This is a genomic window from Arthrobacter sp. AG258 (genome assembly GCF_004364695.1).
Lineage (GTDB): Bacteria > Actinomycetota > Actinomycetes > Actinomycetales > Micrococcaceae > Arthrobacter.
In genome coordinates this window covers 261,148-274,549 of sequence record NZ_SOBI01000001.1, presented here as the reverse complement: position 1 = coordinate 274,549, position 13,402 = coordinate 261,148, and the positions used below count along the sequence as shown (strand labels likewise).

Annotated in this window: 5 protein-coding genes; all 5 read right to left on the bottom strand. The window is 67.0% G+C overall.

Translation table 11 applies throughout. The features are described from left to right. Window positions 1-5: 5 nt before the first annotated feature. On the bottom strand, window positions 6-755 hold the full coding sequence (locus tag DFO47_RS01230; protein ID WP_109044303.1) for a 4'-phosphopantetheinyl transferase superfamily protein: 750 nt from the start codon (window positions 753-755) through the stop codon (window positions 6-8). Further along, on the bottom strand, window positions 752-1,552 hold the full coding sequence (locus tag DFO47_RS01225; RefSeq protein ID WP_109044304.1) for an ABC transporter permease: 801 nt from the start codon (window positions 1,550-1,552) through the stop codon (window positions 752-754). The genes DFO47_RS01230 and DFO47_RS01225 overlap by 4 nt, the downstream gene beginning before the upstream one ends. Beyond that, the gene (locus DFO47_RS01220) at window positions 1,549-2,526 is read right to left on the bottom strand and encodes an ATP-binding cassette domain-containing protein (RefSeq protein WP_208294353.1); all 978 of its coding nucleotides are present in this window, start codon (window positions 2,524-2,526) and stop codon (window positions 1,549-1,551) included. Before DFO47_RS01220 ends, DFO47_RS01225 begins: the two co-directional genes overlap by 4 nt. Then, window positions 2,523-2,735, bottom strand: coding sequence for an MbtH family protein (locus DFO47_RS01215; protein ID WP_109044306.1), 213 nt, complete (start codon window positions 2,733-2,735; stop codon window positions 2,523-2,525). Before DFO47_RS01215 ends, DFO47_RS01220 begins: the two co-directional genes overlap by 4 nt. 64 nt (window positions 2,736-2,799) lie before the next feature. Continuing rightward, entirely contained in the window at window positions 2,800-13,296 is a 10,497-nt protein-coding gene (locus DFO47_RS01210; protein ID WP_133830380.1) for a non-ribosomal peptide synthetase, read from the bottom strand. Window positions 13,297-13,402 lie beyond the last annotated feature (106 nt).

Here is a 13,402-nt window from a genome sequence, read left to right as displayed (position 1 = left end):
TGGCGTTACGCCGAAGCCGTATGCAGCAGGCGGGCCAGTGGCAGACGCGTTGGTGACTGGTTCGCGGACACCGAGACGGCCGCTGCATAGCCGGGAGGAGCAGCCACCGGGACTGTTCCCATGCCGTGCACCTCTGGATGCCCCGGGCTCTCGGCGCGCAGGAAGGAACCGGCATCGAGACTCCATACGGGTGCCAGGTGAACTGTGGACGGGGCAACCGCCAAGCCCAGGCCGGCAGCTTTGAGGACGGTTTCCTTGGCCACCCACAGCCGGATGCGGGCCGGAACGTCTCCAGGCTGCAGTTCGCTGCGCTCGGCAGGGGACGCCGCGTATTCATCGAAGCCGTCGAACAGGATGTCGGGGAATTTTTCGATATCCGCTCCAACGCCGGCTGCATCGGGCCCCGCGGCAGCCATGACGGCGCCGTGGCTTCGTGACAGGCTGAGGCTGACTCCCGCCACTGCCGGTTTACCGTGCCCGGTACTTCCGCACCCGGGGCACCGGCGGGTCACCTCAATGTTTGGGGCGTCGCCCGGGTGGCGGCCCAGCCGGTTCGCGGCGAGCAACCGGAAGAGCGCGTGCGACGCCAGGTAGTCCAAGCGGTCACCGGCACGGGTGAAACGAAGGGCTGACTCGGCCTCCGCTGCGGAGATATAGGCGCCGAACCCTCCGGTGGGTTCGCAGATCTCCTCAAGTTCACTGGAACGGGCAATAGCGAACACCGTCCCGGCCCGGTGGATATGCGGGCCGCTCACCGCCTGCTGATGCGCCGGTATTGGGAAATGGCCAACGGCGCGAAGACGGCGATGATGCCGAGGCTGCACAGCACCGAATACAGCATCGCGTTGTCCGCCGGCCAACCGCCGGGGGCGGCAAACCCCGCAGGGGCAGCGTTTCCAAACAATTCCCGCGCGGCAGTAGCCACCGACGTGACCGGGTTCCACTCGGCAATGGTCCGGAGCGGCTGCGGTAGGGAAGCCACGGACACGAACGCCCCGGAGATGAAGGTGACCGGGAAGAGCCACACGAGGCCGAGGCTTTGGGCGACCTCCACACTCCGGGCCGTCAAGGCGATCACCGCGCCGATCCAGGAGACGGCGAAGGCGAACAGCAGGAGCAGGGCCAAGGCAGCTAAAGCCTGGCCTGCCCCACCGGTGATCCGCCAGCCAATGGCCACCCCGCAAAGCATGGTGGCTGCTATGGAGAGGATGCTGGTAGCCAGGTCCGACGTGGTGCGCCCCAGGATCACGGCTCCGCGGGACATGGGCAGTGAGCGGAACCGGTCGATGAGTCCCAGCTGCAGGTCCTTGGCCAGGTACACGGCCGTAAAGGAGGCGTTGAAGGTCAGAGTCTGCGCAAGGATCCCGCCAATGAGGAAGCTTCGGTATTGGTCGCCGCCCAAGGTGCCGCCAAACACGAAGCCCAGCAGGAGAACGAACATCACGGGCTGCACCAGGCCCGTGACCAATGCCCCAGGTGTACGCAGGACATTGAGCAAATTCCGGCGGGCAATGACGGAGCTGTCCCTGGCTGCTGCAGTGAGGGTGCTCATGCTGAGACCGCCTCCTTTTCGGGTTCTGGCGACGACGGACCGGTGGTGTGCCCTGTCAGTGTCAGGAAGACATCGTCCAGGCTCGGGCGCCGGAGCGAAGCCTCCTCCACGGGCAGGGCGCGGGCGTCAAGGTCCGAGAGGACGCGGACCAGGGTCCGGTGGCCGTCGGGGGCGGCAATGGACACGCTGTGGTCCTGCCGGTCCAGTTCCGGCCGAACCCCTTGGCCGGCGGCGTTGTCCAGCACGGTGGCCGCGGCCGTCAGGTCGGCAGCATGCCGCATGACCACGCGGATCCGCTCACTCCCCGCTCTTTGCTTCAGTTCCGTGGCCGTTCCCTCGGCGATGACCTTGCCGTGGTTGATAACCGCGATGTTGTCCGCCAGCCTGTCGGCCTCCTCAAGGTACTGCGTGGTGAGCAGCACGGTGGTTCCCTCCGACACCATCCGGGACACAACGTCCCAGGTGTCCAGGCGGCCCCGAGGGTCAAGACCGGTAGTGGGTTCGTCCAGGACCACCACCTTTGGCCTGGCCACGATGGCGCCCGCGAGATCCAGCCTGCGGCGCATTCCGCCTGAGAACGTTCCGGATCTCTTGTGGGCAACGTCGGTCAGCCGGAAATTGGACAACAGTTCCTTGGCCCGCGCTGAGGCGGTGCGGCGGTTCATGCCGTACAGCCGGCCTACCATGTGCAGGTTTTCAAACGCGGTAAGTTTCTCGTCCACAGCGGCGTACTGTCCGGAGAGCCCGAGGTTTCGCCGCACCATGTCCGGTGCCGTACGGACCGAATAGCCCGCCACCCGGGCTTCGCCGGAGTCCGGAGACAGGAGGGTGGTGAGAATCTTGACGGTTGTGGTCTTGCCGGACCCGTTGGGTCCCAGCAGGCCTAGGACGGTCCCCTCGCCGGCGTGCAGCGAAAGGCCGTCCAGGGCTCTGAAGCCTCCAAAGCTCTTGCCGACGTTCTCTATCCGGATCACTGCGATGCGGCGAGCTCAGCGACTTTGCGCGGTGCCATGTCTGTCCATGTCCGCGACACGTAGTCGAGGCACGCCTCGCGGCTGTCCGGGCCGAACATGGTGACCCAGCCGTCCGGTACGGCTGCGAATTCAGGCCACAGCGAATGCTGCTGGTAATCGTTGACGAGTACGGAGAAGGTTGCGGACTTGTCATCGAACGGGTTCGTCATGGTGACCTTTCCTGTCTTTTGGCGGGTAGGAGAAGGGCTCCCGGGAGCACCGGAGCATCACTTGTTATTCGCTGCCGGTGGCCAACCGGATGGCCAGGGCGGGCATGATCGTGCTGAGAGCCCGGTCACTAAGGAGCTCCGAGTGGCGCTCCGGAACGGGAACATCGGTGATGGTGCCCGTGACGTACCGGGCCCACGAATCGCTGCCTGGAGTACCCTCCGGGACCTGTTCGGTGGCACGGAAGAACAGCAGATCCCCTGCAAATGTCTGGGGCTGCTCTTCCCGGATGAGGCGGGCCAAAGCCGGGAAATTGGCTGCCATTGCGGCCACCGAGTCGGGCGGGACCGTCCCCAGCGGGTTGTGGTTGGCGCGCAGGATCTCCTGCGCGCGGTGCAGGTCCACTGCAGAAAGGTCTTCCCCGGTGAGGTCGTAGCCCTGGGCTTCCAGGTAGTTGGCCCACAGCCCCGGCCCCTGGCCAGGCATGCCGTTGTGCTCCTGGTTGCCCGGGAAGGCATCCAGGATCGCAAGGAAAGCCACCTCGTGGCCAGTTTCCTGCAGCCTTGTAGCCAGCCGGTGGGCCAGGTAGCCCCCGAACGACCAGCCCAGCAGGTGGTAGGGACCCTCGGGCTGGACGGAGCGGATTTGCTGGATGTAGTCATCTGCCAGTTCGGTCAGGCTGCCGGCATTCACCGGATGGGTCCGCCCCGGCTCCATCCCTGGCATTTGCAGCGCGATGAGCGGGCGTTCCGGATCGAGCGTGCCCAGCATCGAGGCGAAGCCCCAGCTGATGCCGGAGGCCGGATGCACGGCAAACAACGGATGCTTGGATCCGGCCGTGCGCAGCGGCAGCACCTGCTTGAGGCTCTCTGCGGTACTGGTGATGCTGCCCTGCGCCGCTTCCTTCAGCAGCCGTTCAACGGTGGGGGCCCGGAAGAGCGACTGGACCTGCAGGTCCGTCCCCAGCGCGGCGTTGATCCTGGCGATCAGCGGCTGCGCCAGGAAGGAGTGGCCGCCGAGTTCGAAGAACGACTCATCGATACCAGCCCGGTCCAGAGACAGGACGTAGGCGAAAATCCGTGCCACGGCTTTCTCCTGCGGTGTCCGGGGGACCTTGCCGCCGGCGCGTGTGGCAGTGGCGGGATCCGGGAGGGCTGCCGTGTCCACCTTGCCGTGCGGCGTCAGCGGAACTTCCGGAATCACCATCACGGCGGACGGCACCATGTAGTCCGGCAGGATGGCCCTGACGTGCTCCCGTACCGCGTCCGCCAGATCATGTGCGGGCTCATCGACGGGGACCACGTAACCCACCAAACGGGTGCCTGCGTCATTGCCCACCGCCCGGACGACTGCGACCCCGACGCCCTCAGCGGTCCGCATGGCGCTTTCCACTTCGCCGGGCTCCACCCTGAAACCGCGGATCTTCAACTGGCCGTCGTTCCGCCCGGCAAACACCAGCCGGCCATCTCCGCTCCGGTAGACCATGTCGCCGGTACGGTACATCCGCTCACCGCCTCCTCGGAAGGGGTCGGGGACGAAACGTTCGGCTGTGAGGTCCGGACGTCCCCTGTAGCCGCGGGCCAACTGGGCGCCGCCGATGTAGAGCTCACCGGCCGCACCGGGAAGGCCGTGCTGCAGCCGGTCATCCAGGACGTAGAGCCGGGTGCCGGGGGTTGGCCGGCCCAGCTCAGGCGTTGAGCTGTTGGCCACCGAAGCCACCACAGTGTCAACAGCGGCTTCGGTGGGGCCATAAAGGTTCCAGGCCCGTACGCCGGTCAAGTCGGACACGGAAGCCCACAGGTCGGCGTCGAACGCCTCGCCGCCCAACGCAAGGCTGAAGGCATCCGGTCCACCGGGATGCTCGGCCAGGAAGCCGGAAAATTCCGCTTGGTCCAGGAGCTGGCGCAGGTAGCCCGGTGTGGTCTCCCAGGCGCCAATGCCGTGGTTCACGAAGTACGCGGCGAGCCGCGGTGCATCCCGGCGAAGGCCGTCGTCCAGCATATGCAGTTCGTGCCCGGACACCATCCAGAGAATGGGGTCCCACGATGCATCGAAGCCCACGCCGGTGGTGTGGGCCACCCTCCTGCGGCTGATACCGGCCAACAAGGATTCCCGGTGGGAATCCAACAACGCCGCCAGGGCGCCGTGGCTGACCTCCACCCCCTTGGGGCGGCCTGTGGAGCCGGAGGTGAACATCACGGACGCCAGGCCGCGGGAATCCGCACCGTACAGCGGCGCCGGGGCGTCGAGCTTCAGCAAGTCCTCAACCAGGAGGACTTTGGGCTGGACGTCCAGCGCGGAGAGGATGTCCGCGAGCCGGGGCTGCTCGGTGGCCGTGGTCAGCACCACTGCCGGGCGTGCGTCCTCAAGGATGGCGGCCACCCGATGGTCCGGGTACTCGGTGTCGATCGGGTTGTAGGCACGTCCTGACAGCAGCACGCCCAACAGGCCCTGAACGGTGGCGGCGGACCGTGGCAGCATGACCGATACCACGTCGCCCTCCGCCCCGGTGGCGGTGAGTCCGCCGGCAACGCGTTCTGCTGACGCTGCCAGGTCTGCGAAACTCAACGATGCGCCACCGGCCACGACTGCCACCGCATCCGGTGTGGTGTGGACGGTCGCCGCGAAGGCGGCCAGGATGTCCTGGTCAACGGGCATCTCCGGCGAGGAGGAGCGCGCTCCGGCCGTCGCGGCCACAAGGGACTGGGCCGTGGCACCGTCGAGGAGCGGCAGTTCCTGCACGGGAACATCGGGGGAAGCGGCTGCCAGGTCAAGCAGGCGGCAGAATCCTGCCACCAGCCGTTGGGCGGTTTCAGGTTCGAACATGGCAGCGTTGTAGTCCAGCGTTCCGGACAGTGCGCCGTCCGTGGCCGGCCGGAACGTGAACGACAGGTCGAACTTGGCCTCGCCGGAACCGGCTTCGGGCGCGGGTGCCACGTCCACCCCGGGCAGCTGTGGCACTGCCGGTGCTTCGCTGTCCACGGTGAGCATGGTCTGGAACAACGGGTGCCGGCCCAGTTCCCGCTCGGGTGCCATGGCCTCCACCAGCCGTTCGAACGGCACATCGTCATGGTCGAAGGCGTCCAGGATGCTGGCCCGGGAGCGGGTCAGCAGCGTGCGCAGGTCCGGACTGCCCCCGGTGCTGACCCGCAGCGGCAGGGTGTTCACGAAAAAGCCCACCAGCGGAGCAAGCAGCGGATCCGGGCGGCCCGCAGTGGGCGAGCCGATGACCAGGTCCTCGCCGGCGCCGGCCCGGTGCAGGTAGGCGGCCAGGGATGCGTGCAGCGCCATGAAGAGGCTGGCGTTCGACGACGACGCCACGCTTGTGAGCGCCGTGACACTTTCAGCCGGCACCTGGAAGCCCACCTGGCGTCCCGGCTGGCGCGGGGCCCGGGGGCGGCGGTGGTCGGCGGGGAGCGTCAGTTCCGCGGGTATGCCGGCCAGGGCGTGGCGCCAGTGATCCAGCTTGGCGGCCAGGGCGGGGCCGGCCAACTGCTGCCGCTGCCACGTGCTGAAATCCGCATACTGCAGGGGCAGCGGAGCCGGTTCCGGAGAAGTCCCGTTGCCATCGCGTTCGGCGTCCAGGACGGCTGTATATGCCGCGGAAAGGTCCTGGGCCAGCGGTGCCAGCGAGGCGCCATCGGCAGCGATGTGGTGCAGCACCAGATGCAGCACCCAGTGTGTTTCCTCGCCTGGGGACGCCACCCGGATAAGGCAGGCCCGCAGCGGAAGGTCGGTACGGACATCGAAGCCGCGGCCCGCCTGGACGGTCAGCTGCGCCGTGGCGTCCTCCTGGGAAACGGCCGTGGCCAGCAGCAGGCCCATTGTGGCGGTGGCATCAGATCCGGCCGGCAGGATCCGTTGCTCGGGCACACCGTTGATTTCCGGGTAGATGGTCCGAAGGACCTCGTGGCGGTGGAAGAGGGCTTCCACGGCCTTGGCAAGGGCGGACTCGTTGAGGGCGCCCTTCAGCCCCACGGCCAGGGAAATGTTGTAATCCGCGGCGCCCGGGTCCAGCTGGTTGAGGAACCACATCCGGGACTGTGCGTGGGACAGTTCCAACTGGTCCGGGCGGACAGCGCCGGGGCCGGCCAGCCAGTCACCCAGCGGAGCGGCGGAGGATACTGCGGGCCCGTCGGCTGAAGCAGTCTTGTCGTCCTGCTGGCCGGAGGCTGCGGGCCTGGCTGCAGCCAACAGTCCTGCTGGGGTGGGAGCGTCGAAGAGAGTGCGAAGCGGCAGGTCGGTGCCGAACGCTTTGCGAATCCTGCCCATGATGTCGATGGCCAGCAGCGAATGGCCGCCGAGGGCAAAAAAGTCATCTCCCATGGCAACGTTGTCTACTGAGAGGACAGCCGAGAAGATTGCCGCCATGGTGAGCTCATCGGGAGTCCGCGGTGCATCGCCCCTGCCTGTCCCCGTGACCGCCGGGGCGGGCAGCGCTTTGCGGTCCAGCTTGCCGTGCGTTGTGAGCGGGAGCTCGGGAATGGGCATGACGATGGCGGGGACCATGTAATCGGGAAGCCGTTCCGCGGCCTGCCCAAGTACCTCCTCCGGGGTGGCAGTACCGGTGTAGTAGGCCACCAGGCGGTGTGCGGGTTGGCCGTCGGGAAGGACCACGGCAAGGTCCACCGAGGCATGTGCCGTCAGTGCTGATTCAATGTCTCCGGGTTCGATCCGGAATCCGCGGACCTTCACCTGGTCGTCGTTGCGCGCAATGAACTCAAGGGACCCCGCTTCGGTACGGCGCACGATGTCTCCCGTGCGGTACATGCGGGTGCCATCGGCAGCATATGGGTTGGCCACAAACCGTGAGGCGGTCTCGGCGGAGCGCCGGTGATAGCCCTGGGCCATGCCGGCGCCCGCCAGGTAGAGCTCGCCCGGAATACCTGCCGGGACCAGGGCGAGGTGTTGGTCCAGCACCAGTGTTGCGGTGTTGGCGATTCCGGTACCGATGGCGGGCCGGGTGCCCCGGATGGGTGCAGTCACTGAGTCCACGGTGAATTCGGTAGGACCATAGAAGTTGTATGCGTCCACGCCAGGCATCGCGGCCAGGCTGTTCCAGAGTGCGGGAGGCACCGCTTCACCGCCCAGCAAAAGGAGCAGCGGCGGCCGCGCTGAAGGCTCCGCGTTCGCTCCGGGATTGGGCAACAGCCCCACCTGAAGGAGCTGGGCGGCGTAGGAGGGCGTTGTTTCAAGGACATCGATGGTGTGTTCGCGGCAGTAGGCCGCCAGGGCCTCGGCGTCCGTGCGGACGGCATCGGAGACCATATGCAATTCCGCTCCGGCCACCAGCCAGAGCATCGGGTCCCAAGCCGCGTCGAAGCCCAGCCCGGCGATATGTGCCACTGCCACCGGTGCGCCGTGGGCGGCTTCGAAACGCGGGCGGTACAACGTCCGGAAGTGATGCGAATACAGGTTGGCGAGGGCACCGTGCGACACGGACACGCCCTTGGGCCGGCCGGTGGAGCCGGAAGTGAACAAAACGTATGCGGGGTCGGCGGGAACCGGATGCCGCCCTGCCAGCGCAGCATCCGTGATTCCGGTGCCGGCTGCCCGCAGCATGTCCAAGGTGACCGTGCGGGGCGCGGAACCGTGACCGTCCGGACCGAATGCCCCCGGCGTGCCAACCACGAGGGCGGGCGCGCCGTCGTCGAGGATCATCGCGATCCGCTCTGCAGGGTAGGACAGGTCCACGGGGATGTACACGGCGCCGGCGGCGAGGACTGCCAGGGCGGCAGTGGCCACATCAACGGTCCGGGGCAGTGCAACGGCAACGCTGTCTCCCGGTTGGACCCCCAATGCGATCAAACCCTTGGCCGCAGCCTCCACGCGCTGCCGCAGGCTGCCGAAGTCAAGGCCGGCAGCACGTCCTCCGGAGTCCACCACGGCGGATGCGAGCGGCTTCCCCGCTGCCGTGGCCAGGAAGGCATCCACCACGGTCTCTTCAGGGAGTTCAGTGAAGGGGACAGAACTCCGGGCAAGGGCCACGGCATGCTGTTCGACGGACTGGATGCGCAGCCGGTCCAGCGTGACGCCGGGATCGGCGGCGAACTGTTCCACAACGGCCAGGAAGCCCTCAGCAAGTTTCTCGGCGGTGCCATGCCGGAACAATGCCGGATTGAAGGACAAGCTGCCGGTGATGCCGCCGGACTGTTCGGCCAGGTCCAGGAGCAGGTCGAACTTTGCTCCGCCGGCCTCCTGCGTCTGGTCTGCGGTGGCGTCCAGGCCGTCCATGCCGAGCTCGGCAGTGGCGGTGTTCTGCAAGGTCAACATGACCTGGAACAACGGATGCCGGTGCTGGGAACGGGCAGGACGGAGTTCCTCCACCACGCGCTCGAACGGCGCATCCTGGTTCGCGTAGGCATGCAGGTTGGTGTACCGGACGCTGTCCACCAGGTCACCGGCCGTGGGGTTGCCCGAGGTATTGGTGCGAAGTACCAGGGTGTTGACGAAGAAGCCCACCAGGTTGTCCAGTTGGGTATCAGTCCGGCCGGCCACAGGGGTGCCCAGCGGAATATCATCGCCGGCACCGGATTTGGTCAGGAGCGCGGCCAGCGCGGCCTGCAGCACCATGAAAAGGCTGGCGTTATGCTCCCGTGCCAGGGCGTTGAGCTGCCCGGCGGTTTCCGGGCGGATGGCTACGGGCACGGACGACGCCGGGCTGCCGGCTGGTAGGGCAGCGTCGTCCCGGGTGCCCCGTGTGTAGTCGAACGGCAGGACCAGCTCATCAGGCAGGCCGCGGAGTTCGCGGGACCAGAACTCCAGTTGCCGCGAGATGGCGCTGTCGGGGTCTGATTCGCTGCCGAGCTCCGCACGCTGCCAGAGCGTGTAGTCGGCGTACTGCACAGGCAACGCAGGCAGGGTGACTTCCCGGCCTGCTGCGAAGGCGTTGTATCCGGCAGACAGGTCCCGGGCCAGTGGTGCCAGGGACCAGCCGTCAGCCGCGATGTGGTGGAGAGTGATGGCCAGGACATGGTGGTCTCGTGCCAACTGGAAGAGGACCGCACGCAGGGGAAGTTCACGGTCCAGGGAGAATCCCCGGCCGGTTTCTGAGGCCAGCGCTGCCGGCAGGTCGGCAGCGGAGCACTGCACCGCCACCATGGCGGGTCGCCCCTCTGCCGCTGGCAGAATGCGCTGCGTTGGCTCGCCATCCACCAGCGGGAATATCGTTCGGAGGGTTTCGTGCCGCGCGGCGAGCTGTCCAAGCGCAGCATCCAGAGCGGCCACGTGCAGGGGCCCACGCAATGTCAGTACCACGGGGATGTTATAGGCCCCGGAACCGGGATCGAGCCGATTCAGGAACCACAGCCTGCGCTGGGCAAAAGACAGTGGAAGGGCCTCCGGCCGTGGCCCCGCGGTCAGCGGCCGGCTGGTGGCCGTGCCCAGTTCAAGCGTTTCGGCCAGGGCTGCCACCGTGGTGTTCTCAAAAATGGTTCGGAGGGCCGGCGCGGTGCCGGTGCGCTCGCGAAGAAGCGCCGCCAACCGGGTGGCAAGCAATGAGTGCCCCCCAAGGTCGAAGAAGTCATCCTCCAGCCCCACGGCTTCAAGGCCAAGAACCTCGCAGAAGGCGTCAGCGACGATCCGTTCCCGATCATTGCGGGGGGCCGTGGCGGTGGTGTCCTGCTCCGGAAGGGGAAGGCTCCGGGTATCCAGTTTGCCGTTGGGAGTCAAGGGCAGGGACGGGATCTGCATAATGGCGGCAGGGACCATGTAATCGGGCAGATGACGCCGTGCTTCGCGCCGCAACGCGGCTGTATCAAGCTGCTCCCGAGGCTCTCCGCCGGCGGCGGGAGAAGGCGTCACGTAGGCGAGAAGCTGGTCGTACCCGGCCCGGTTGGTACCCACGGTTACGGCGGCGTGCTCAACTCCCTGCAGGGCACGCAGGACCTGCTCGATTTCGGCAGGTTCAATGCGGAAACCGCGGATTTTGACCTGGGCGTCCAGGCGGCCCCGGAATTCAAGGGTTCCGTCATCGCGCCGGCGCACGATGTCGCCCGTCCGGTACATGCGGGAGCCGTCCATCGCGAAGGGGTCCGCGACGAAGCGTTCGGAACTGAGCCCGGGCTGGTCCAGGTAGCCGCGGGCCAGGTTGATGCCGGCCACATAGAGTTCACCCACGGCATTGTCCGGGACCGGGTTTAGGCCGGAGTCCAGGATGTAGTGGCGGGTGTTTGCCACCGAGCCGCCAAGCGTAGGGGACGTACCCGGCTCCATGACGGCCGTAAGGGAATCCACTGTTGTCTCGGTGGGGCCGTAAAGGTTGTAAGCCACGACCCCGTCGCGGCCGGCCAGGTCATCCCACAGTTCGGCGTCCACGGCCTCGCCACCCAAGGCCACCACCGACGGGTGTGGATCATGGTCGAAGAGTCCTCCGGCCACCAGGACCTTGGCAAATGATGGAGTGGTCTCGATGGAGTCGATGCGTGCTCCGGAAAGATAGGCGTTCAGTGCCTCCGGATCCCGGCGGGTCTGATTATCCACCAAGTGGAGCTCGTGTCCGGCCACCAGCCACAGGATCGGGTCCCAGGAGGCGTCAAAAGAGAGGCCCGCGGTGTGGGCCACCTTCAGCCTGCGGCCCAAACGGGTTTCGGCCGGCCGGAAGATGCTGTCGCGGTGGGCGGTGAACAGATTAAGGAGAGCCAGGTGTTCCACTCCCACGCCCTTGGGACGGCCCGTGGATCCGGAGGTGAAGATGACGTAGGCAAGGTCCTGCTGCCCGGCCCTTGGCTGCAGGGCTGAGCTGCTTTTCGCTGCAAGGCAGGCCTCCATCAGGGGTGAATCCAGGACCGTGACCGGAACAGGCGTTGTGAGTTCTGCGTGCCGGGCGTCCTTGGCATTGCCGGCATCTGACTCCGCTGCTGTGAAGGCGGTTGAGGTGATGATCCGGACCGGTGCGGCATCCTCGATCATGCCTTCCACCCGGTCCGCCGGGTAATCGGGATCGAGTGGAAGGTAGGCTGCGCCGCATTTGAGTACGGCAAGGAGCGCCACCGGCAGGAGCAGCCCGCGGTCCAGCCGTACCGCAACTGTGGTGCCGGGTCCGGCACCGTGGCCGGTAAGGAACCGCGCCAACTGGTTGGAGCGGTTCTCAAGTTCTGCGAAGGTCAGGCTACCGTCAGATGCCACGATGGCCGTGTGATGTGGCCGGGCAGCAGCGCTCAGCTGGAATTCCTCCACGATGGTGTGGCCGGGCAACGCCCGGGGTTCCGCTTCGCCGGCTGCCAACAGCTGCTGCTCTTCGGCAGGGGTAGTGACCTCCAGGTCAGCAAGGAGGGCGCCGGAGGGTGTGGCAACCTGTGCCAGTAGGCGCACGAACCGGTCCAGGTGGCCGGCCAGCACCTCCTGCGTGTACATGCCTGCATTTGCTTCGAACTGGATCGTGGGCAGCTGATCGCCGGCCCCCGCGCCGAGGCCGTGGACCACGATGGAGAGATCGTCCACCGGCCCCGTTGAGAGGATGTTCATGGTGCCTTTGGCTGCACCGAAGCTTATATCGTCCAGGACCGGCAGGATGTTGACCGACGGGCCCAGGTATCCGCCTCCGGCGGCCAGGTCCTCATAGCGGAAGCGTTGGTGCACCAGGGCGCCGCGCAGGCTGCGTCCCACGGCGGCGACGGTGTCTGCGACTGTAGCCGCCGGGTTGACCGTGAGCCGAATGGGGACGATGTTGGACAGCATGGACGGCGTTGATTTGGCAAGATGGCCCCGCCGTGCGGTGACTGGCAGCGCCACCGAGACGTTGCGTTCACCGGTGATCCGGTGCAGGTACAGTGCTGCGGCCGTCAGCACCAGGGCAGGCGCGCTGGCCTGGGCTTCCTCCAGGGCGGCGGCCGCGCCGGCGGGAAGCCCCATGGATGCGCGGACCAGTGAGCCCGCACTTCCGTCGGGACGTCCAGCCAGTCCGCTGGCTGCCGGTGCGCCGTCGAGGGCCGTGTCCCAAAAGGTGCGGTCGGCAGTGGCCGCTGCTGACTCCGGATAACCGGCCTCTTCCGCCAAAAGTTCCTGGAACCGTCCCAGGTCGGGGCCGCCATCCGCCTGCCTGCCGTCATCCGCCCACAGGCGGTTGTAAAGGTCGGCAACCTGGCGAAGAACCAGGACGGCAGAGTAGCCGTCCAGGAGGAGATGGTGCACCCGCTGGTAGAAGAAGTGCCGTTCGGGCGCGAGCCGGATGAGCTCCGTGTGGAGGAGCTGGTCTGTTGCCGGATTCCGGGCAATCCGTAGATCGGCATCCATGAGCGCCCGTGCCTGGGCTTCCGGATCGGCGGCGTCGGCCAGATCGGTGACGTCAAGGGCTGCCCGCGGGGTGCGGGGCGTCTGGAACGGACCCTCGGAGTCTTCCGCAAATTCCATGGTGAGGGCCGGGGTGCCCTCGACTGTATGCCTGATCGCGGCCGCAAGGACGTCATGGTCCAGCGGGCCAAGGATCTCGACAAACTGTCCGATCTGGAACATTGGATTCTCCGGGGCCAGCTTCTGCGCATACCAGATGCCTCGCTGGGCCGCGGTCAGTTCCAATCGCGGAGCGGAATTGCGGGCAGGGGAGTTCAGGGAATCGTGGGACATATTCCTTCTCGGGATTCAGGCGATCTGGGGCCGCTGGCTGGCACATCGGGGCATGGCGAAGAGCCGCGCGCCGGGGCGTTGGGCCCCGGCGCGCGGACGGTCAAGC

What these genes read in the sequence shown, in the direction of transcription:
- DFO47_RS01225 (WP_109044304.1), bottom strand. Translation starts at nt 1,552, where the DNA reads ATGAGCACCCTCACTGCAGCAGCCAGGGACAGCTCCGTCATTGCCCGC.
- DFO47_RS01215 (WP_109044306.1), bottom strand. Translation starts at nt 2,735, where the DNA reads ATGACGAACCCGTTCGATGACAAGTCCGCAACCTTCTCCGTACTCGTC.
- DFO47_RS01210 (WP_133830380.1), bottom strand. Translation starts at nt 13,296, where the DNA reads ATGTCCCACGATTCCCTGAACTCCCCTGCCCGCAATTCCGCTCCGCGA.